The following is a 21,550-nucleotide window of genomic DNA, read 5'->3' on the forward strand; positions in this document are numbered from 1 at the left end:
ATTTTCGCATGACAAATAGACCTCACGATTTCCATTTTTTTCGCCAGGTCTTTGTGATATAATCTTACTTACGATTACTGATGCATTGTTGCCTTTTCGTAATCGTATTTCAGATTATGTGTGATAAGGTGATAAGCCGATTTCAAGAACTTATTCACGCATGCTATGGACGCAACTTTATGAGGTTTCCTCTGGGGTTGCGTTTTTAATTTATCATAATAATCTACAATATGATTTTGTGTATTTTTCCGTAGTTGGATCATGGTCTGGATCATGTAAAATAGAATCTTTCTAAGTTTGTTATTTCCTCTTTTATTAATCTTGTCTTTATAAAAGGTATTCCCAGATTGATATCTCATGATATCAATACCGACGTAAGCATTCAGTTGTTTATGGTTTTTGAATCGTCGAATATCTCCTAGTTCTCCAATTAAACGAACTGCAGTCGTTTCTCCGATTCCTGGAAATGAAATTAAAATCTGATACTCTTGTTTATCTTTCGATAATTTAACCATCTTTTGGACAAGTTGATCTCTTTTCTCCTTCAAGTCTGCAATCCGTTTGGCATAATCCCGCACTTGTTCACAGCGAATATCATCTTTTGAAATTGCTGGATACGCTTCTTTTGCTGCTTCGATTAAAGCGATCCCTTTTTCTTCAGCACGTGCCAATGATAAGTTTTTTCTTGTGTTGGCTTTTAAACGATTACGAATCACTGTTTTTGAACAAACTAACACATGATCCGGATGAGGGTATAATTGAACGACATTCAAAAATAAAGCAGAACGTTTACTGAATAGCTTTTCTAACTCGGGAAAACTCAATTGTAGAATCGCATGTAAACGACTATATAAATGCGTCATTTCACTACTTAATTCATCATAATATCTCGTCATTGCACGCATTTGTTTATAATAATCCTCTTCTTGATAAGTTTGTTCACGTTCAACTCTAAAGTGAGTTTTCGCAAGTTCATGAGCGTCGCTTTTATCTGTTTTTTGTCTCCTCATTGAAGCCATTTGAATATTCGCTTCGAGTGGGTTAACTCGATAATACATATAACCTTGATCACCTAAGAATCGTTCTAGTGGTTTTGAATATACGCCTGTTGCTTCAAAGACAATATCAGGTGCCTGTCCATCTTTTTGTGTTAAAGATATAAGGGTTTCGTTTAATTTCTTGAAAGAGTAACGGTTATGGGTTATTTCACCCTCATATTCGCATTGACGATAACGGTCGTAAATGACCATTGTACTTTTCCCCATACTGACATCAAATGCCACTACGTGTTTCATATTTTCTGCCTCTCCTTTTTAGCCAAACATAGAAGTTCTTCACATTGCCTTATCGATTCCATTTTCTTATACACGGTCTCTTCGGACCCAACATACTAAACTGATTCAAATAAGGATGTGAAGTTGGTCTGTTTTTAATACGGACTCTATTTGGTCCCAGGGGCTGTTCGACCTTCCTTCACTTCTACTATAAAAAAAATAGTAGCACAAACCTTGGCCTAGGTCTGTACTACTAATGTTAGTATGTTTGCAATGCGGGTTTATTGGAGGCATCCAATAAGCCTTGAATGCCGCCCGCCACTTTGTATTGTTGGCTTCCGGCAATGATATGGTTCCCATTGATATCGGAAATCGTAAAGGTCACTTCCGTTGTGTCCGTTGTGTCCGTTGTCGGCTTCGTCACTTTCTCAGCGCGGAATACAAAAGTGGCAAACTGGCCGCGCGTCACATTGGACGTTCCACCGAAAGTCGTCGGTGTCATGCCCGTGGTGATTTTGTTTTCATATAAGGCTTTAATGTACCCTTCATACTCTTGATGGTTTAAATCCGTAAACGGTGTTGTGGCCGTTGGGGAAGCTTTCAGTCCAAAGGCAAGGGCCAGAATTTTGGCCATATGATTCCGGTGAATCGGTGCATTCGGTTTGAAGGTGCCGTCCGGATAACCGTTGATAATGCCGGCGTTCGCCAGTGCTGCAATGGCCCCGTAATATTCATTGGACGTGGAAACATCGGTAAATCCCGGATTTTTCACATTGTTCGTATCCAATCCCAACACCCCTGCCAATATTTTGGCCGCTTGCCCGCGCGTGACGGATTGATACGGTTTGAAGGTGCCATCCGGAAAACCTTTTATGATGCCCCGTTCTGTCAAACTTGTGACAGCTTCATAGAAATAATCGGTTGATTTCACATCCGGAAACGACGCAGCTTCAGCAAATCCCGTCGGTGCCACAATCGCTGCACTCACAGCCACTGTCGCCGCAAGGGCTGCATGGAAATAGGATTTTTGTTTCTTTCTTCTCATTCAATATCCTCCCCTTATTGTAAAGTGCCTGGCACCAACTTCAGTACCAGGCACCCTGCCTCAAAAATAAATGAATGTTTTTTTACAGCAATGGGCTTGTAAGATTTTCCCTATGGCTGTTGCCCTGTGTGATTACCTCAATATCCACGCCTATTTTCTTCACGATACTGCCACTGCAATATCAATAATCATTTCTCCAACAATCGCGTTATCTTTCACAATGATGGCATGGAAGCCGGAATCCAAAATTTCCCCATTATATTTTCTTAAGGAACTGTAATCAATTTTGTTCAGATCCACATTTTTTCCATCTAACAGATAGATGGTTGTTCCTTCCCTTGGGATCAACTCGAATGATGCTTTTTCATAGACCCCAACGGTTTGTTCCACTACAAGCTGGCCATTCTTTGTATAAGCATATTGAGGAGTTATTTCTCTTCCTCTTTCCTTAACGATTGGGAACGGATCATGACTTACCGTTTTTTCATCCACATCCAAATGGGCTTTTAATTCCCCGACAATGACGCCATTTTTCAATGCAATCGCATGCACATAAGAATCTGCGAAAAATTTGATAGGCCCAATATTTCGGCAACCGGCTTTTCCTGTTCTTATTCGACAGGATTGATGGGGATTCTCTGAACACACTCCCCTGGAAACATCATAATTTTGCTCAGTGGAATGGAAGAAACGTGATGAAACAAGGACGGTCTTAGTCATAAAGCAACATTTGATAAGAAAAAATGGACAGTTCTTATAAAAAATTGTCAATCGCGATAAAAATTTGTCAATATTCTTTTGGAAAATAAATTCCTTTTCCAAATTTGAAAATGCCTGGCATCTCTATCGCCAGGCATCGATTTTCTTAACTTATGAAATGTTGAAACCAGCCAGTCAACTCTTGCAGCCGCTTCTCCGCCGCTTCCTTGCTTTCCTTCACTACGCCAAAATAAAACTTGCATTTTGGCTCGGTTCCGGACGGGCGGATGGTCACCCATGATTCATCAGCCAACACAAACTTCAGCACATTTTCCTGAGGCAATGCCAACGCCGCAGTGGAGCCATCTTTCAACAGGGCCGTGCCGCTCAAATAATCTTCCACCCTCACAACCCGCACACCGGCAATCTCCTTCGGCAAATGCGAACGCAATCCATCCAAAAGGACGCGCATCTCAACTTGTCCGTCTTTTCCTTCAAACACTTTGGATACCAAAGCCTCCCGGTAATAACCGAACTCCTTATACAGATCCTCGAGCACATCAAGCAGCGTTTTCCCTTTCGTTGCATAGTGGGCCGCCATTTCCGCCACCTTGATCGCCACCTGGACCGCATCCTTATCCCGGGCAAAAGGTTCAATCAAATATCCGTAACTTTCCTCATAGCCGAACAGAAACGTATGCGCACCGGTTTTCTCGAACTCTTCAATCTTTTCGGCAATATATTTGAACCCGGTCAACGTATTGATCGTGTCAACACCGTACTTCCGCGCAATCGCCGCACCCATTTCGGAAGTCACAATCGTTTTCACCATCGCGCCATTTTCCGGCAACGTCCCCTGCTCCTTCTTCGTCTCCAGCAAATAATGCAACAACAGCGCCCCAAGTTGATTTCCCGTCAACAGCACATACTGCTCCCCGTTCCAAACGGCCACCCCGAGGCGATCGGCATCCGGATCCGTCGCAAGCAACAAATCCGCTCCCGTTATTTGCCCCAGCTCCATCGCCAACTCAAAGGCGGCGGGCTCTTCCGGATTCGGATAAGCCACTGTCGGAAATGAACCATCCGGACTCGCCTGGGCTTCCACCACATGCACATTCGCAAATCCAAAAGCCTGCAATCCTCTCGTCACCGGCACGTAGCCTGTCCCGTGCAATGGCGTGTATACAATACGAAGCCCGAAATCCAAGTCGCTTCTTTCTTTCAATGTCATTAACCGTTCCAAATACGCTTCATCAAATTCTTCTAAAATCCAATGCAACAAGCCTTGTGTTTCCAGCACTTCCGCATCGGCCGCTTCAATGCCAAAGAGATTTTCGATTTTTTCCATATGGCGCACAATTTCCTTTGCCGCCGACGGAACCAGTTGCGCCCCATCTTCCCCATACACTTTGAAACCATTGTACTGCTTCGGATTGTGACTCGCTGTGATGACCACCCCGGCAAAGGCATTCAACGCCCGGGCCGTAAAAGACAATTGCGGCGTTGGACGGGGTTCCTTATATACATAAGTAGAAACTCCATGCGCCCCCAACACCCGGGCCGTCTCCACCGCGAACGCTTTGGAAAAATGCCGTGTGTCATAGGCAATGACCACGCCTCGCTTTTTCGCTTCTTCCCCTTTTGATTCGATATAACAAGCCAATCCTTCCGCAGCCCGACGGATGGTAAAAAGGTTCATCCGGTTCGTGCCGGCCCCAAGAACGCCGCGCATCCCGGCCGTTCCAAAGGATAAATGTTGATAAAACCGGTCCTCGATCGCCGCCGGATCCCCCTCAATCCGATACAATTCCTCTTTCAAATCGTCGGGCAGATCCGCCTGTCGCCATTCTTGATAAAGCTCCGTCACGTTCATCGTAACACCTTCTTAATTGGGATTTCATGGCTATTATGGCATAGAAAAAATGAAAATGCCAATTCCGACAGGCAGAATTGGCATTTTGGAAGGGGAGGTTGGTTACCAAGCAAAGCAAAAAATATATGAATGGGAGATAATAACAGTTATTATGAACATATCCGCCTTTTTTATGAAGTTATTGGCGGATGTTGTGACAATATCGACAACCCGGAGTTGCAGCCATAAAAAAATAATGTATGTATCCGAACAAAAATATGTATCCAACCCTCTATAAACTGATAAAGCTCGGCTTGCCGGTGACGTACTTCGTTTCATACAAAAGCGCCAAGGCGAGTCTTCTTCTTTCCCACACTTTTTCCGCGGATAACCTGATGAGGAACCGTTCATGATTCCGAAAAATGACATAACAGTGGTTCTTATCGACCGGCTTCACATCAAAGCCCATATCAATCGCCCATAATGGTTCGCGGAAACCCGCACACGGCAATTGCATTGCAACAATTTCCCGTTTTTCTGAAATGACAAGCGGCGGATTTTTCCGGATCCTCAAGATTCTCCGGGCCGATTTCAGCCGGCCGTTCAAATCGGATCCGAAATAAATGCAAATGTCATCCAACAGTTGATACACGTTCTTCACCGAAGCAAAATTCCCATAATCGTAGGTCAAAATTTGAGATGAATGCACTTCATTATAGAAAGGAGCAATCGCGAAAACATTGAAATTCTTCATGACATCAATTTCACTGATTCCGTTCCTGTTCATTCAATCCCCCCTATAGTCAGTTGCCTCACCAATTTTGAAAATATAGGACTGCCCAAAAGGATGATAAAGGTCATGAAACGTTTTTCCTATATTTAAGTAAAATTATACATTATAAACAAAAAAATACAATATAAAATATAGAATTTTGTAAATTTTCTATAATTTGAAAAGAATAGTTGGGAGCAATCCCCAGGATACCATTGGAGAATCCCCGGAATAGCCGATTCGAAAAAATGGGCCGCTTCTCTTACGATAAAAGCACCCGGGAATATTGGATCAGTGCTGATCACGCAGGAGAAGTGGAATGGAAACCTTTGATCAAGTGCTCGAACAATATACGCCCATGATTTACAGCGTGATGAAAAAAGCGAAAATCTACAAAAACCATGAGCATTACCGCCATTGTGCAACGGTTGCCTTATGGGAAGCCTGGAGAAAATATGACCCGACATACGGACCTTTTGCGCCATTTGCCTACCGCACGATGCTCACCACGATTTACCGGGAAATGAGCAAGGAAAATCAATATGCGGCACACTATGCCAGCTACGAAAAGGACACGCTCACCTTTTTGGCCCATCAAAAGCAAAGGAAAAGCGGCGAATCCGGCTGTCCGGACCTGTTCTTGGAACTGGCTGCTTTGGTGACGAAGGAGGAAATGGAACTGCTGATGGATATCTATTATTACCGATATAAATTTGAAGAATTGGAGAAAAAATACGGTGTGACCGCCCATGCCATCAGAAAACGGAGGGACCGGCTTATGAAGCGGTTGCGGGAAAAGCTGGTGTGAGATGGGAAGGAATCGGCGCCCGGGCTGATGTGTTGCGGATGCCAAAGACGGGTGCAACGGGGATGTTTCGGATGCCGGCTCCTTGGGTGTTTGATAATATGAAGGGCCGAGAACTATCCAAATGCCCGGCCCTACTTCAGTTTTCTTTTTCGAGAGTAAATCGCACCAGCGGCGATCGCAGCTATAGGAGAACCGACAAAGGCGATATTCCCATATAATTCTAACGCTGCTTTTTTTCCTTTATCATAATATAATTCATAAATTGTTTTTGCATAGTCATACTCATTCAATTTGTTCTTTTTATTGCTTACAATGAACCAAAATCCATCATCATAGGCTTCTTCTTTTATTTTTTTAGCCTTTTTATTTTTCTTAAATCCTTTTTTATACCGTTCTGCTGCAACTTTTATATTTTTATATTTTTTTGGGACCATCAATTGATCATGTTTATAAGCAGATTGATAGCCCTCTTTTTCAATTGAAGCCAATTTATCTTGATATCCCAATTCATAACTTTTCGTATAAATACTTTTATAATTTTCATTTTCGCTTTCCAACGATTTCATAGGAAGCAATTTATATGCCGTTTCATAAGCTTCGTGCTGAATTTTTTCTTTTGCTTCCTCATACCCTTTTTTATATTGGGTATTATAGATTTCGATTAAACCAGGGTCATCGTATGGAGGCTTCTTTTCAACAAGTTTTGTTCCATCTTCATACCCTTGTTTTTTCGCCTGTTTTTTCAATTCTTCTTTTTTTGCTCCAATCCCACATTGTATCCATTTGTGAAAGATTCTTGGTAGTCTTTTGGAATGCTTTTTAGCAATGTGTTTAACTCCAACATGTTATAACCTTTATCTTGTCCAAGTTTATAGTAATATTCTTTTTGTTTGGCTACATTATACCCTGCATTAAAACCATCTCTGTACCCTTTTTCATAATACTCTGAGCCAGAATAGTCATAATCATTTATTGTCTTTCCTGCTTTATATGTCATTTCCCCTTGGGAGTAACCTGAAGAGTAACCATTATTGTATTCGTTCGATCTATATTCCTGACTTTTATAATCGTTATATGAACTGCTGGACGAACTGCCCGATGAACTGCTTGATGAACTACTGCCACCATTATGGTAATGGTACTCTCCGTACTGTAACCCCCATTTTTCACAGTTTGTTCGACATGTGTGTCCACCTGAACTATCTGTACGACCTGGATGGGCGTTTACATTGTTTATCGAAAAAATAAAAAAACTAATGACTAGTACAATACACCACAGATTTTTCAAAACCTAATCACCCCAAAGATTGATTGTAGGATTTGAATTTTATTATTTTACAATAACATTATATCTTTTATTATCCATTTTCACTAGATGGTGTAAGTACTATATAGTTTTATGGATTTTGTACTTATTTGACAATAATAAAAAAGGGAATCCATCTATGTTTGAATTATCCTTTTATTAGAATATGAATCAAATACTCATTGCCTCATCTTTATAGTGAAAAGGAAGGCGACGATTGCTGGGATAATCATCTCTTTTATTCTTCATTGATTACTGCTTTTTCCCATTCCATATACCTCATCACCAACTTCTTCACAAAAATTTCATCCAAATAATTTCCATTTGATTTACTAATAAATCCATAAACACTTTCATAATGTAATTTTGGTGGGAATTGATGCTGAACGGGAGGCTCTTTTTGTTGGGGTGCCTTGCCTGCGGGACCGGCTTCAGAAGCACCGGCGCTCCCCTGGCACCAAAAGCCGGCACTTCTTTGAAGCCTGACACCGAAAGCACTAGCCAGGAGTTTATAAACACCGGCGCTCCCCTGGCACCCCGCAATGCCCAGGCACTCCTGCCAGAATGGAGGTTCACCATGACATGAAGAAATGTCCAAATTGTCAAAGAGTCATCAACGGCAATGAAACGTTCTGTATCCGTTGCGGCACGGAATTTCCTGAGCGGGATCCGGCGCCTGTATCATCCGCCAAATCCGCCAACTCAATCCGAACGTCCAACCAAACCCGCTCCCTATACAGGCAAGCAATCGCCCAACTTCAGAACAACAACAACGATTGCGGCGCTCAAGCTCAGGAAGAACCGATCCGGAAACGGAGCCAATTTCATTCCAGATCCACAACATCAAGTCAAACCAACCTGTTTTCCAAAACCGTTACATTCATCCAAACCCAAGTCCTTCCCGCCATCCAATCTTTGAAACAAAGCAACCTTCTCTGCAAAGACAAAAATATCGCGCTCATCTCCATACTGCTGACGATCCTGTTACTCACGGGAGCGCACTTGTACATTCAACATGCATTAAACCCGCAAACCCAAGCCACCCACATCGCCAAATATGTGGAGAAAAATAAACCTGACCGACTGGCCGCCGCATTCACGTACACGGAAAAGACCTATGTCAATCCAAAAAGTTTTTATACGTATCTTCATGATAATCCATGGATATTGGAAGAGTTGCAACACGCTGCGAAAGAGGCGAAAAAACTTGGCAGAGCGGAAATCAAAGATGAATCGGGCAATCGCATCATTTCCATCTCCAACCAACCCTTTTTATTCTTTTACAAAAAATATGAATTCCGGGTAAGGCCGGTCAAAGCGTTAGTGTCCACTACCGATCCTGAACTGGGCGCGACCATCACGGTGGGAAACAAAGAACCCGTCCCCATCGATAAGGACCGGGTCAACGTCGGCTATTTCGCCCCAGGCCCTTATGAATTCACCATTGCCTATCAAGACGATTATTTCGTGAAAGAAGACAAGGTCGAAGTGTATTTATCGGGGGAACAATATGAATTTCCCATCCATCTGAAACTGCAACCCGTTGAATTGACGTCGGACATTCCGGATGCGATTGTTTATATAAATGGAAAAAACACGAAGAAAACGGCTGAGGAAATCCAATTGGCCACCGTGCCTTTGGATGGATCGGTGGAAATTTATGCAGTGGCAACCAATAAAAACGGGGAAAAAATCAAATCCAACATACTTCATCTCACAAAGTCTGCAACGCACATCACCTTTCCTGATGCAAAATCCAACCGGGCGTTTTATGAGTCCCCCGCGACGGATGCGGAAACGTGGATCGGAATTTTCCGCAGGGACTATGAAAAGGCCGTCAACCTTGCAGACTTTGACTACGTGGCCGATTATTTCATCCCCGGCAGCCCGGCCGAAGAAGAGTATCGGAATTTTGTGGAAGGCCACCAAAATAGGGCCGGCTATCAATACAACTTCCTGTCAAACGAGATTTTGCATGCGGCGATTCTTTCAGACAACAGCATATTGATTGAAACCCGGGAAGCCTTTGAATATCATTCCGAAGATGAAGGCGATTGGTACTACGAACGGCAAAAGAAATATACCTTGCAAAACAACGACGGCCTCTTCAAAATCGCCGACATCGAATCGAATACCATCAAAAAGGAAAGAAGAAGTTAGGAGCCAGGCGCTTACAATGGTGCCTGGTTTTTTTGTTGGGGGCTTTGGAGGATGCCAAAGTTGTTTGGTCCAGGGGTTTGGTATTATTCATGGGGTAATCTTTTCCATCTCTTGTTCCTTAAGGATTCAAGACACGAAAAATGCTAATCAAAAAAACCCTGTTTTAAAAGAAAAAGCGCACCAAAAGACTATGTTCACAACTCGCTGTCCTTCCCCCTTTCCGATTCCCCTGTCACTCCCACTCCAAACGGACTCTCTTCCGAAAAAACGAAATCATGTTGTTTCAAAAACTCCGGAAATTCCAAAAACCCACCCTTCACCATCCGCTTATACACCGATAAAGGAAACGGCTTGGACACCGCCCGCACTCCCCGCCTAAGTAGAAACTACACCAAATGTACGAAAAATTCTAAAGTTGCTCCGCGGTTGCATCCCACTTCTTCATTTAATGTTTATCATTAAAAAAATTAATGAAATTTATAAAAAGTTTATTGTTATTCATAAAATTTTCTGTATAATTTAAACCATAGAGGCATCCATGAATCGCAACAGTTCGATCGAAGGCTACAAAACGGAAAAGGAGGAATGAGAAATGAAAGAGTACAAATTCGAGCGGGTGGAAGTAAAGGGATTGCCTGGGCTTTATTCAAAAGCAAAGGAAGACTACCGGGATATCATCCGAAATCACGCACAGGAAGGATGGGAATTGGTCCAAATCTTCACACCGCCTACTTCGGTCTACGGTGGAACCCCTTATTTTGAAATAATCTTTTCCAAAGACGTGTAATGGGAAGCATGGGAGATGAAAAACATGGAAAAATCTTTAAAAGCGAAAAAGTTTCAAACGTTGCTTAAAGTCTTGATGTTCTATTCAGCCTCTTGTTGATCCTGACCGGCATTGGCAACCTCTTAATTCTGTTATTTTTGGGAGGAACCTTGTTCACATCGGAATCCTTCATCCAAAATCTCATCAATCAAGGAAGCATCAGCGCTTCCATCGGATTCAACGGCTTAAAAATCTTCATGGAAGAAACCACCTTTCATTAGGATAAAACCTTGATGGTCATTTCCGTCTTGCTGGCTTTCCTATATGGGTGTGTCATTTTTGCCATTCTATTGCTCGTCAAACGATTCATTCAATCAATTATCAATGGCGGGATTTTCACCTTGAAAAACAGCAGAAGGATCGAATGGATCGCTTATTGCATCCTCTTTTTAAGCGTGACGATAAAAGGCATCGCCGCCTATTTCCTTTATTCCATGAATGAAATGGTCCAACTGGCCGATTTGCTTCAAGAGGTTGAATGGGTGGAGTCGGTGTCCTTCGAATTTTTCGGCATCCATTGGAGTATGTTGTTGTGCGGATTGGTGATTTGGACGATTGGCTATATTTTTAGATATGGTACATTTTTACAAGAAGAATATGATGCGACAGTATAGGAAGTGAGAAAATGGCAATCATTGTTCGATTAGACCGGATGCTCGCCGACCGGAAAATGCAGTTAAGCGAGCTGGCTGAAAAAGTCGATATCTCTATTGTGAATTTATCCAATTTAAAAACCGGCAAAGCCAAGGCCATCCGATTCTCCACATTAAACGCCATCTGCAAAGCCCTGAACTGCCAGCCCGGCGACATATTGGAATATGTGGAAGATGAGGAGTAAAGTGGCTTTCGGAGCGCCAGGTACTTGCGGGGTGCCTGGTGTTTTTTATTTGCTTAAGTTGGGATATATGGGATTTAGGATGCTATCCATAAGTGTATAATCTATCCGCCGAGTGGATAACTTTGTATGCCCATGTTGATTCTCTATCTGCCCAAGACTTCCCCATCTTCCCCTAAGATAATTTCCGTCCGCGCGAATCTCCCCAAAAAACAAAATAAAAAACCCTTAGCACTCAAAGGGTTTTTCATTGCGCATCCGCTTCCTTTCCGCTAAAGTTCTCACAAAAAACGTAATAAAAAGCATCATCAAAAAAGGAACGATGACAACATAAGCAATATAAATCAATACGTACTTAATCCATTCCCATAAGTCCGGTCCGGCCAAAAAATAATTAAAATAATCAATTCCCACCAAAATCTCAAACACAACCGAATAGCATCGGTTTGCCAAATGGGTAGGTTTTTTTGGCCTTCTACATGATTTAACCTATTCCAATATCTTTTTAGTTCAAAAAATAGAAACAGAAACACTATTTATTACCTTATTATTTTTTCAACAGATTGTATTACTTAGCTCCAGTATATATAATTATATTAATAAGAAATAATAAAGGCACTACAAGCTGCATATGCTAGCCAATAGTGCCTTTCATATGATATTCGGAAAACTGCATGTGCAGTTCAATAAAATATCATAAAGTAGTATGTAACTTTGTATTACAATTATACATGAAAACTAATTTATTGGCAAGAGACATTCCAAGAGGAGTGATTATCTTGAGTTATCGCAGAACCTATGATATTAATATATACTTTGATGAAAGTGGAAAAAGTACCGAAAAATTACATTTGACAACCCCTTCACCAACCCCAATTCATGTCCATATCGATCCAAATGTATCAATACTTGCAACAAATTCAAAAACTCCCGGACTTTATTTAAGCGCATGGAACTTTCCCAACTCCACGCCCTTTCCCCAAATGAAACTTGCCACTAATGCCCTCATGTCTGCAACTTCACACAATGGGATGCTGAACCTTTGCATCCGATCTATGCAAGGGGTTTCCTCCCAACAATAAAACCCGCCCCATGACTGAGGCGGATTTTTGCGCAATGAACAACGACAACCTTCTCTTTGGCAATCCCAATGCCACCATCAACTCCCATACGGGCAGCGCGTCTTAACCAATTCCCTTTCAAAAATACCTGCGCCATCCCAACAGAACCCCATCTTCACCGAATCCCCTTGCCGACACCCTCACAAACTCCAATACAAGAACCCTCTCTCTTCGCACGCCTTCCGATCAAACACGCTTTTGACATCCACCAGCACTTTTTTGCCGCTTCTGTACAGTTGTTCCAGCACTTCAAGGGGGAACGTTTCCAACAACTCATTGTGGGGGACGGCAAACACGATGACATCCAGCTCTTTCACCTCATCCAAACCGGCCAGACGGATCTGATATTCCTCATACACCTCCCCAGACTCTGCCAGCGGGTCGTACACAATCGGTTGGATGCCATATTCCTCCAATTCGCGGATCACATCAATCACTTTTGTGTTGCGGACATCCGGCACATTTTCTTTGAAAGTGAATCCCAGCACCGCAACACGGGCGCCGATGATTTCCTGTTCCGCTTTGATCAATTGTTTAATGACGCTGGTGCCGACAAACTTGCCCATGTCGTCATTGATTTTTCGCCCGGCCAATATGATTTGAGAATGATAGCCCAATTGTTGCGCTTTATAGATGAAATAATAAGGATCCACCCCGATGCAATGCCCGCCCACCAAACCGGGGGTAAACTTGAGGAAGTTCCATTTCGTCCCTGCCGCTTCAAGCACCGCCTTCGTGTCAATGCCCATCCGATCGAACACCATGGCCAGTTCATTCATGAATGCGATATTGATATCCCTTTGAGAGTTCTCGACCACTTTCGCCGCTTCGGCCACTTTGATCGACTCCGCTTCAAAGACCCCCGCATGGATGATGGAACGATAGACCGCCGAAATTTCCTGGAGCGCCGCCGGGTCGGAACCGGAAACCACCTTGGTGATGTTGGTCAACGTATGGATTTTATCCCCGGGATTGATGCGCTCCGGCGAGTAGCCCACTTTGAAATCTTTTCCATATGCCAATCCCGACACCTTTTCGAGGATGGGCACGCAAATCTCCTCGGTTGTGCCCGGGTAAACAGTGGATTCATAAACGACAATCGATCCCTTTGCCAAATTCCTGCCCACCGTTTCACTGGCACGGATAATGGGATTCAAATCCGGCGTTTTATCGGAATGGATGGGCGTGGGGACGGCCACGATATGGAACTTGCACGCTTTCAGGTCCTTTTCATCGGAAGTGAAGCGGATGGCCGTTTGTTTCACCGCTTCGTTTCCGACTTCCCCTGTCACATCAATCCCATCCAAATATTTTTGGATTTTTGACTGGTTTATATCAAACCCGATCACATCATAGACTTTCGCCAGTTCAATGACTAACGGCAGGCCGACATAGCCCAATCCAATGACGGAAATTTTCGCTTCTTTCCTTTTCAATTGTTCAAACAGCATGAAAACAGATCACCTTTCCAGTTCCAAATTTATGCATGATTCCGGGAGAGGTCCGCAGTCCGACTGGTGGTGAACAGACGAACTATTACAGGTGCCGGCTTTGTTACAGCATGGTTGGATGGATATGGTTGGAGATTGGGGTTTGAATACATTGCTGACAGTTGTAGCATATGTACGTTTTTGGGAAAGGTGTGGGGATTTCAGGATGAGGAATGGGCAAAAAAATCCGCTTCCGCATCAAGAAACGGAAGCGTTGAAATCCTTGCCGCGCGCCGGGAATGTGCTGCTCAGGTGCTTGGGTATAAAAATTTTTTTGGCACCCCTGTCTCTTTTTCACCTCCTCGAAGCTATATATTCAATAGAACAACCAATCAATAGGAGGGATTTCTGATGGAATACAACGGCATCAACGTCATCACCACAAAGCAGCTGGCCACATTCTTCCACACGAATGTAACCCGCATTTATACCATTTTTAACCGCTATAAAGAAAAATTCGAGGAGGGAAAAGACTACTTTTTGCTATCCAAAAAGGACATTGAAGAATGGAGCAAATCCGTCCACCTTCCGGGATTAAAACATACTTCCCTTCTCTACCTTTGGACGGATCAAGGAGCCTTCAAAATCGCGCAATCCTTCAAAGGCTTGAAAGCATGGCAAGGCTATTGCAACTGCATCCATTACTTTTACGGCGCCGAGGAAGACTGGCAAAACGTGCTCAACGAACTCTTTGAAAAAATGGCAAGAAAGGTGGCGGAAAAATGAAAGCCTCCCATCTTACATTCTCGTTGACACTGGCAAACAGGCTGGGGGTAGATGCAGCCATTGTCCTGCAAAGGCTGCATGAAGAACTGCTTCAGTGCCAAACCAAATTCAACGGCCATCGTTGGTTTCCCCACACCTATGAAGAGTGGCGGGGAAAATTTCCCTTCTGGTCAAAAGATAAAATTGTCCGCATCATTTTAAGGCTGGAGCAAGAAGGATTCATTATCTCGACGAATGAATTGAACGATGATCCTTTGAACCGGACAAAATGGTATCGCATCCATTATGAGTTAATCGCAACGTTGGGAAAGGACATTTTTCCGGATACCGTTCCGTCAGAGGAAAAGAATGTAAATGCATCGACCGGAAATGGCCAAATGCCTTTTGCAAAATCCGAAATTGGATTTTCGGAAGATGGCCTTTACAAAAAGGAAAACCCTTTGGCGAAAAATGCCCATCCTAACTCAAATGCCAAAGACGGTTTTTCAACAGATGCACTTTGCAAAAAAGAAAACCCTTTGGCGGAAAATGTCCACCCTTGCTCAAATTCCAAAGACGGTTTTTCAACAGATGCACTTTGCCAACCGGATAACCCTTTGACGGGAAATGCCCATGCTAGCTCAAATGCCAAAGACGGTTTTTCAACAGATGCACTTTGCCAATTGGCGGAAGAAGCCAATCCCCCATTGACCGGAAATGCCAATCCTTTCCCAAATCCCAAAAATGGTTTTTCAATCAATGCGCTTTGCCAATCAAAACCGCATTATCCATTGACCGAAATTACATCAGTAAGTCGATTTTCCAACAATGGCAAATCCAGTGTTGCCAAATGCGAAAATGCATCTTCCGAAATGGCAAAAAAGGCAAATGGCAGCGCTTTGGCCCAATCCCAACAGGCCGACATCGAACAATACCATTTCATCACCCAGGCGTTTAGTAATTATTTAAATAAAAATACAAGTTATTCTAATAATTTAATAATTAAATCCTAACTCTAAAACTTAAATAATCTTTAACCCTAATACAAATCTATAAAATTTTAACTTAATCATCTTGATAATCCTAACCAATACATAAATCCCAAGTTTAGAATCTGTTCATGATCACAGAAACCTAAAAACAAAACTCCTTCACCACTTTAATACAACACAAGGGGGAGATGAAAATGCAGCCACTGAACACCGAACTGCTCGAAAAAAGCATTCTTGGCACGATGATGAAAGAAAACCATTTGATCCATGAAGCGGGCATCCAGCCGGAAATGTTTGTTTCCGAAGCCCACCGTGTGATTTTTGAAGCGATGAGGCATTTGGCAAACCAAGGAAAACCCGCGGACTGTGTGACACTCCTGACCGAAGTGGAGGTCGGGGAGGCAGGGGCCAATTATTTAATCACCCTGGCTTCCTATGCCAATCATGAAAAATTCGAGCAATACACGGACTTGCTGGTGGAAGCCTGGAGGGAGCGGCAGAAAATCGCCCTCCTTGCCGAAGCCCAGGCGGAAAACTGGCCCATCGAACAAATCCAAACGAAGCTGGATCAACTCTTCACCGGCAACCAAACCATTGAAACCAGCATCGACCAGGATTTGGTCCAACTTTCAGAACGGCCATTCTTTCCCGAAGACGAGAGCGACTACATCCCCATCGACATCAAACAATTAAAGAAAATGATGAACGGCTTCAGACAGGGGGAAGTGACCATCATCGCGGGAAGGCCATCGATGGGAAAAACGGATGTAATGAACCACTTTGCGCTCCATACAGGCAAAACGGGGCATTTGCCCATCATTTTCTCTTTGGAAATGAACCGGAAAATGCTCGTGGAACGGCTGATCGCCCTCTGCGGCAACATCAGCCGGACCAAAATGCGGAATCCCTTTCAAACCTTCACCCAAGAAGAAAAAGACAAATGGATGGACCACCTTTCCGAACTGAAAAAAGCCAACATCCACATTGACGACCGAGCCGGAATCACGGTGAATGAGATGCGGGCGCAAATCCGGAAGCTGATGAAAAAACATCCGGACAAGAAACCGGTCATTTTCATCGATTATCTGCAAATGATCGCCTGTGAAGAATACCGCAACAACCAATATCTCAACATCGCCTACATCAGCGCCCAACTGAAGAAAATGGCGAAAGACTTCCACTGCCCTGTCGTTTGCCTCGCCCAACTGAACCGGGCAGTGGAAGCCAGACATAACAAACGCCCGGTGATGAGCGACATTCGGGATTCAGGCAACATCGAGCAGGATGCGGATGTGATTATCATCCTGTACCGGGATGCTTACTATGAACAACTGCAGCCGGAAGAAAAACGGCAACCCCAATCACGTTATGAAAAGCTGGAATTCATCGTTGCCAAGAACCGGAACGGTCCCACAGGCACAGCCTATGTTTATTACAATAAATCCACTGGAAAAATCGCAGAGGAGGCGGTGGAAGCCTAGATTTTGGGAAATCGTGAGGAATTACTGCCGCCCCTTCCCATTGGAAGCCTGGATTTTGGAAGAGACGTGGAACCCAAATAGAAACACCGCGTGAAATTGACAAGCTTGGGAGGTGGACATGACAAAACAAGGAACGGTTGCTTCCCTATTTCACAATGCCCTCATATATGATGAACCTTACATCGCCCATTTTATTTACTATACGTTGCAGAAAAAGAAAGTCACATTGGAGGACAAGATCGAAAAGCTCTACGAAATCGAATTGACACCGGAAGAATATGAGGAATTTCAAGAAATGAAAAGACGGGATGTATTGCAAATGCGGCCAATTAAATTATATGCCATCCAACGGAACGGACATCTCTACGATTTTTACTTTGCCAAAACCCCGGAAGAAGCCGCCTTCCTCCACTACCAACTTTTTGGGGAAAAAGTGCGAAAAGTGATCGATGCTTACAACAAGATGATGGATATGGGAATCTACAATACAGAAACAAAACGGACAAGCACATTCCGGGAACTGATGAAGGAGTATGTGAAATTCCCGGTTTATGTTTGTACGTTGGAGGGGGGAGGGAGTTAACTTACTGTAAGCCCGAAATATAGGAGATAAATAAAAAATGCGCACCCTTCTGGTACGCACAACGAATAGCCCTACAATCCCAAGTTTTTCGGATTGAGGGCTATTTTGCTATTGCACATGATTCACGAATGGTTTTCGACCATGGTAAATAGCAATCTAATATTTTTGGCTGTTGATGGATTGGTAAACTTGGGAGTTCCGACAATACTTTCACTAGGTATTGATAAAAATCAATGCCATTAGCTTTTGCCGTTTCAGCCAAGCTTAAACAGATGGCATTCGCATCGGCTCCCGATTCACTGACGGAAAACAGCCAATTTTTACGTCCAATGACATTTGGGCGAATCGCATTTTCAGCTGGATTGTTATCCATTTCAATGCGCCCATCATACAGAAAAGCTTTTAGACCTTCGGCGTGCTTCAATGTATACTCCGCAGCTTTGGCAAGGGCATTCTTCCCATAGAAAGGAGATTCTTCAATCCATTTGAAAAATGCCTCGACAATAGGTTTGGACTCTTTTTGTCTAGCTTTTCTCCGTTCGCTCGGCCGAAGTTTCTTAAATTTCCGTTCTAGGCGGTAAAGTCGATCACAATAATCGACACCAATCCGTCCATTTTTACTTTCGGCTTTTAACCAGTATCGACGAACATGAGCCCAGCAGTTGGCAAAATGAATATTTGGTACATCATGGTATGCAGAATATCCATCGCAGATCATCGTCCCTTTAAAGCCTTTCATAAAGTCAGTCAAAATTTCCCGACTACGGGATAAAGCACTATGGAACAGAACAATTGCCGGTCCTTGGGAAGCAACGCTACGGAACACCCAGTTGTAAGCTTTAGATTGAGCTGGCTTTCCATCTGAGCGGTTCAATACTTGGGCATAGGTTTCATCGACATGAAGAATTGATTTTTTCATGAGGGTTTCTTTCATTCGATTATATAATGGAAGAAGCCAATCTTCTGCCGTGCGAATCACCCAGTTTGATAGGTTTTTATCATTGGTTAGTAAACCATAACGATGCCATTCCTTTATATTTCAAAAATATCGAAAAGGGTGGAATATTTCAATCCACGCAATTACATGTAATGCAACTGCAACAGAATCAGGCCGATAAGGTTTACCATACTCATCAATTTCAATCCACGCAATTACATGTAATGCAACGGTAAACAAACAAACGCAGACACGTTCATCAAAAAATTTCAATCCACGCAATTACATGTAATGCAACAAGCAGTTGGTTCAGAACGAACTAAATTTGTAGTAATTTCAATCCACGCAATTACATGTAATGCAACTATCTATATGATCATACTTTTTAGATGATTGAAAATTTCAATCCACGCAATTACATGTAATGCAACCAGGTAATCAAACAACTCCGCCAATCATCCGGTCTTATTTCAATCCACGCAATTACATGTAATGCAACGAAAGTGTTGGATAACACAATCAGCGAGAAAGAAATTTCAATCCACGCAATTACATGTAATGCAACCAGATACCGGAGATTTAGAGTTTAAGAAATATATTATTTCAATCCACGCAATTACATGTAATGCAACCACTTACTTGTAGGTGTAACTAAACGTATTCAAATTTCAATCCACGCAATTACATGTAATGCAACATTTCTGGCAACTCGTACATTTCCAATGTCGCTTATTTCAATCCACGCAATTACATGTAATGCAACTCTACCCAGTGCTGTTTGAGAGTTAGTAGTTTTAAAATTTCAATCCACGCAATTACATGTAATGCAACTGCCATTTTCATCAAAAAATAGTTAATTTTAATATTTAATTAACAAACATTTACATATAAGTAATGATGAATTACTTATAAACCTCAACTTAATATGTTCGGTTTTCGGTGCTAATCTTCCAGTAAAATCATGTTCACTTCACATTAGCACCACATATTGCATTTTTAGCGTGGATTGCCTTAGCGGTAACACAACACTAAGGCTTAACCCTTTGGGGAGTGGTAGTAACGGCTCTTTCCCAATGCCTGCCCTCCCCCTACGGCCGGAAATACGACCGAGCAAATAACGGATTTCTCCATTATTGCTGTCTAAACTTCTGCTTCTTCTTTTCTCTTTTCAATGTTCAACGGTTCAGCTTTGGCGATATTCTGACTCGCATTGTAATCCGCATTGGTTTTAAATCCGCAATTCTTGCAGATAAATGTTTCTTGATCCACTCGTTGCCCTTCTTCTAAGTTCCCACATTGACTACATCTTTGGGAAGTGTAAGAGGAATCCACGTAATAAACCGCTATCCCTTCTCTTTCCGCTTTGTATTCCACCATGTTCTGCAACTGATAATAAGACCAATTCCGCAACAATGATTTGTGTTTCAAACGGTCTAGTTTCAATTCTTCCATGTGAATGATGCCCGCATGGTGTTTTACCGCAAATTCCACAATCTTTTTGCTCAGAAAATGGTTATAGGTATTAACAAAGTTCTTCTCTCTTTCTTTTAACCGTTCCAATGCTTTCAATTTACGCTCTCGGCCTTTCCCACCTCGAGTACTTTGCAATGCTTTCTGTAGTCGTCTGCGTTGGCTCTGCAATTTTGTACGGACTTTTAAAAAGTCGTCAATACTACCTATTCCTCGTCGAATATACGGAACATCATTTAATGAAACGTAAGCCGGAATTTTCAACCCCAAATCCACCCCAACGATACGGCCCGGAATGAATGTGTGTTCTTTGTTTACAGGAATATTGACTGATAGAATCAAAATTAAATCTTTGCCAGCGCTAATGCTACTATCGCACATTTTATAAGTACCTTCAATGATTCGGGATAACATCGATTTCAATTCGTTGATGTTCGCCTTTTGCTTACTGCCTCTGGAAAGGATGATTTTAAACGTTATCCCTTTCACCCATTTGATATAAAAATCACCGTTTTCCTCATACAACTTCATGCTTCTCGCACGGACCATCAAAGGATTCGTATTTCTGTAATTGCGCAGGCTCCGTTCACCGCTTAATAATCCCATCTTGCAATCTGTGTTGAAATCGGAAACCACCTTGCTTGTAATACGATCCAACGTGTCATAATGCAAATCGAATTCGCGTTCAATTACCTTCCTAACGCGTGTTTGTTTCGCTAACCCTACCGCTTCCTGGTAGATTTTTGCCGCCTTTTGATTGTATTCCCTTTCGATTTTGTATACTTTTTCTTGCGCTTTTTCATAATCTTTTTGGGCCTTTTCAATCTTTTTCTCATCTGCAGCCGATTCTTTTAATTTAATAAGATTATCGAACTTTTCTTTTGCTCGTGTCTTGTACTTTTCCAGGTGTTCATGGTAGTCTTGATCGCTCTGTTTGATTTTTTGTTGAGCGATATATTCAAAGTAGAGATGGTTATAAGCAACATTCAAGGCCCGATTTTGGTTTCTGTTTTCGTTGCGGATAAAGGAATAGGCTTCATTTTTGTTGTCTGATACGATTGCCAGTTTTAATTTCCGTGTAGAAATCAATCGTTTCACCCCAAACTTTGATCCATCCTTACATAATTATCCATCAAATTCTTTGTTCAGTCTATTTTTAATTGTAGAAAACACATAATCTATTTTTTAAACTTT

The 21,550-nt window shown here is 42.5% G+C and carries 22 protein-coding genes and 1 CRISPR repeat array; of the genes, 10 read left to right on the plus strand and 12 right to left on the minus strand.

The genetic code is table 11. The annotated features are described in order from the left end of the window. Positions 1 to 74: 74 nt before the first annotated feature. The 5 genes from NSS77_RS02375 to NSS77_RS02395 all read right to left on the minus strand — a co-directional run bounded on the left by NSS77_RS02375 (position 75) and on the right by NSS77_RS02395 (position 5,657). Positions 75 to 1,295, minus strand: coding sequence for an IS110 family transposase (locus NSS77_RS02375; RefSeq protein WP_342468463.1), 1,221 nt, complete (start codon positions 1,293 to 1,295; stop codon positions 75 to 77). A 238-nt stretch (positions 1,296 to 1,533) separates the two neighbouring features. After that, the gene (locus tag NSS77_RS02380; protein ID WP_342470223.1) at positions 1,534 to 2,319 is read right to left on the minus strand and encodes an S-layer homology domain-containing protein; all 786 of its coding nucleotides are present in this window, start codon (positions 2,317 to 2,319) and stop codon (positions 1,534 to 1,536) included. Between the two features lie 159 nt (positions 2,320 to 2,478). Then, positions 2,479 to 2,967 (minus strand): hypothetical protein, encoded by a 489-nt coding sequence (locus NSS77_RS02385; RefSeq protein WP_342470224.1) that lies wholly within the window; start codon positions 2,965 to 2,967, stop codon positions 2,479 to 2,481. A 217-nt stretch (positions 2,968 to 3,184) separates the two neighbouring features. Beyond that, a complete protein-coding gene (locus NSS77_RS02390) occupies positions 3,185 to 4,891 on the minus strand; it encodes a phospho-sugar mutase (protein WP_342470225.1) in 1,707 nt (568 codons plus the stop codon). A 271-nt stretch (positions 4,892 to 5,162) separates the two neighbouring features. Further along, entirely contained in the window at positions 5,163 to 5,657 is a 495-nt protein-coding gene (locus NSS77_RS02395) for a competence protein ComK (protein ID WP_342470226.1), read from the minus strand. A 304-nt stretch (positions 5,658 to 5,961) separates the two neighbouring features. Here NSS77_RS02395 and NSS77_RS02400 point away from each other — a divergent pair, with 304 nt between their 5' ends. Next, entirely contained in the window at positions 5,962 to 6,450 is a 489-nt protein-coding gene (locus tag NSS77_RS02400; protein WP_342470227.1) for a sigma-70 family RNA polymerase sigma factor, read from the plus strand. A gap of 131 nt (positions 6,451 to 6,581) precedes the next feature. Here NSS77_RS02400 and NSS77_RS02405 read toward each other — a convergent pair whose 3' ends face one another. The 3 genes from NSS77_RS02405 to NSS77_RS02415 all read right to left on the minus strand — a co-directional run bounded on the left by NSS77_RS02405 (position 6,582) and on the right by NSS77_RS02415 (position 8,354). Next, the gene (locus NSS77_RS02405; RefSeq protein ID WP_342470228.1) at positions 6,582 to 7,196 is read right to left on the minus strand and encodes a hypothetical protein; all 615 of its coding nucleotides are present in this window, start codon (positions 7,194 to 7,196) and stop codon (positions 6,582 to 6,584) included. Further along, positions 7,193 to 7,729 (minus strand): YHYH domain-containing protein, encoded by a 537-nt coding sequence (locus tag NSS77_RS02410; protein ID WP_342471177.1) that lies wholly within the window; start codon positions 7,727 to 7,729, stop codon positions 7,193 to 7,195. The genes NSS77_RS02405 and NSS77_RS02410 overlap by 4 nt, the downstream gene beginning before the upstream one ends. A gap of 265 nt (positions 7,730 to 7,994) precedes the next feature. Continuing rightward, on the minus strand, positions 7,995 to 8,354 hold the full coding sequence (locus NSS77_RS02415) for a hypothetical protein (protein WP_342470229.1): 360 nt from the start codon (positions 8,352 to 8,354) through the stop codon (positions 7,995 to 7,997). Here NSS77_RS02415 and NSS77_RS02420 point away from each other — a divergent pair. Next, a complete protein-coding gene (locus NSS77_RS02420; RefSeq protein ID WP_342470230.1) occupies positions 8,339 to 9,916 on the plus strand; it encodes a zinc ribbon domain-containing protein in 1,578 nt (525 codons plus the stop codon). The two genes, NSS77_RS02415 and NSS77_RS02420, sit on opposite strands and share 16 nt — an antisense overlap. Positions 9,917 to 10,110: 194 nt before the next feature. Here NSS77_RS02420 and NSS77_RS02425 read toward each other — a convergent pair whose 3' ends face one another. Continuing rightward, the gene (locus NSS77_RS02425) at positions 10,111 to 10,275 is read right to left on the minus strand and encodes a hypothetical protein (protein WP_342470231.1); all 165 of its coding nucleotides are present in this window, start codon (positions 10,273 to 10,275) and stop codon (positions 10,111 to 10,113) included. 233 nt (positions 10,276 to 10,508) lie between these two features. Here NSS77_RS02425 and NSS77_RS02430 point away from each other — a divergent pair, with 233 nt between their 5' ends. The 4 genes from NSS77_RS02430 to NSS77_RS02445 all read left to right on the plus strand — a co-directional run bounded on the left by NSS77_RS02430 (position 10,509) and on the right by NSS77_RS02445 (position 12,659). After that, positions 10,509 to 10,703 carry a DUF4177 domain-containing protein gene (locus NSS77_RS02430; protein WP_342470232.1) on the plus strand — a complete coding sequence of 65 codons (195 nt, stop codon included), beginning with the start codon at positions 10,509 to 10,511 and terminating at the stop codon, positions 10,701 to 10,703. 272 nt (positions 10,704 to 10,975) lie between these two features. Next, positions 10,976 to 11,356, plus strand: coding sequence for a DUF2975 domain-containing protein (locus NSS77_RS02435; RefSeq protein ID WP_342470233.1), 381 nt, complete (start codon positions 10,976 to 10,978; stop codon positions 11,354 to 11,356). A gap of 11 nt (positions 11,357 to 11,367) precedes the next feature. After that, positions 11,368 to 11,580: a helix-turn-helix transcriptional regulator gene (locus NSS77_RS02440; RefSeq protein ID WP_342470234.1), complete on the plus strand. Its 213-nt coding sequence runs from the start codon at positions 11,368 to 11,370 to the stop codon at positions 11,578 to 11,580. A 776-nt stretch (positions 11,581 to 12,356) separates the two neighbouring features. Continuing rightward, positions 12,357 to 12,659 (plus strand): hypothetical protein, encoded by a 303-nt coding sequence (locus NSS77_RS02445; protein ID WP_342470235.1) that lies wholly within the window; start codon positions 12,357 to 12,359, stop codon positions 12,657 to 12,659. 179 nt (positions 12,660 to 12,838) lie between these two features. Here NSS77_RS02445 and NSS77_RS02450 read toward each other — a convergent pair whose 3' ends face one another. Further along, complete coding sequence (locus tag NSS77_RS02450; protein WP_342470236.1) at positions 12,839 to 14,149, minus strand: nucleotide sugar dehydrogenase; 1,311 nt, start codon at positions 14,147 to 14,149, stop codon at positions 12,839 to 12,841. A gap of 390 nt (positions 14,150 to 14,539) precedes the next feature. Here NSS77_RS02450 and NSS77_RS02455 point away from each other — a divergent pair, with 390 nt between their 5' ends. The 4 genes from NSS77_RS02455 (at position 14,540) to NSS77_RS02470 (ending at position 17,949) form a co-directional block, all read left to right on the plus strand. Further along, positions 14,540 to 14,914, plus strand: coding sequence for an ORF6N domain-containing protein (locus tag NSS77_RS02455; protein ID WP_342470237.1), 375 nt, complete (start codon positions 14,540 to 14,542; stop codon positions 14,912 to 14,914). Continuing rightward, on the plus strand, positions 14,911 to 15,906 hold the full coding sequence (locus NSS77_RS02460; RefSeq protein WP_342470238.1) for a hypothetical protein: 996 nt from the start codon (positions 14,911 to 14,913) through the stop codon (positions 15,904 to 15,906). The genes NSS77_RS02455 and NSS77_RS02460 overlap by 4 nt, the downstream gene beginning before the upstream one ends. A gap of 173 nt (positions 15,907 to 16,079) precedes the next feature. Beyond that, positions 16,080 to 17,366, plus strand: a complete 1,287-nt coding sequence (locus NSS77_RS02465) for a DnaB-like helicase C-terminal domain-containing protein (protein WP_342470239.1) — start codon at positions 16,080 to 16,082, stop codon at positions 17,364 to 17,366. 118 nt (positions 17,367 to 17,484) lie between these two features. Beyond that, positions 17,485 to 17,949 (plus strand): hypothetical protein, encoded by a 465-nt coding sequence (locus tag NSS77_RS02470; protein ID WP_342470240.1) that lies wholly within the window; start codon positions 17,485 to 17,487, stop codon positions 17,947 to 17,949. Positions 17,950 to 18,049: 100 nt separating this feature from the next. Here NSS77_RS02470 and NSS77_RS02475 read toward each other — a convergent pair whose 3' ends face one another. Continuing rightward, positions 18,050 to 18,985: an IS66 family transposase gene (locus tag NSS77_RS02475; RefSeq protein WP_342471178.1), complete on the minus strand. Its 936-nt coding sequence runs from the start codon at positions 18,983 to 18,985 to the stop codon at positions 18,050 to 18,052. 28 nt (positions 18,986 to 19,013) lie between these two features. After that, positions 19,014 to 19,717: direct repeats of the CRISPR family, unit length 32 nt; unit sequence ATTTCAATCCACGCAATTACATGTAATGCAAC. A 309-nt stretch (positions 19,718 to 20,026) separates the two neighbouring features. Then, the gene (locus NSS77_RS02480) at positions 20,027 to 21,445 is read right to left on the minus strand and encodes a transposase (RefSeq protein ID WP_342470241.1); all 1,419 of its coding nucleotides are present in this window, start codon (positions 21,443 to 21,445) and stop codon (positions 20,027 to 20,029) included. Between the last annotated feature and the right edge of the window lie 105 nt (positions 21,446 to 21,550).

The sequence above is a fragment of the Ureibacillus sp. FSL K6-3587 genome (genome assembly GCF_038593165.1).
GTDB lineage: Bacteria > Bacillota > Bacilli > Bacillales_A > Planococcaceae > Ureibacillus > Ureibacillus suwonensis.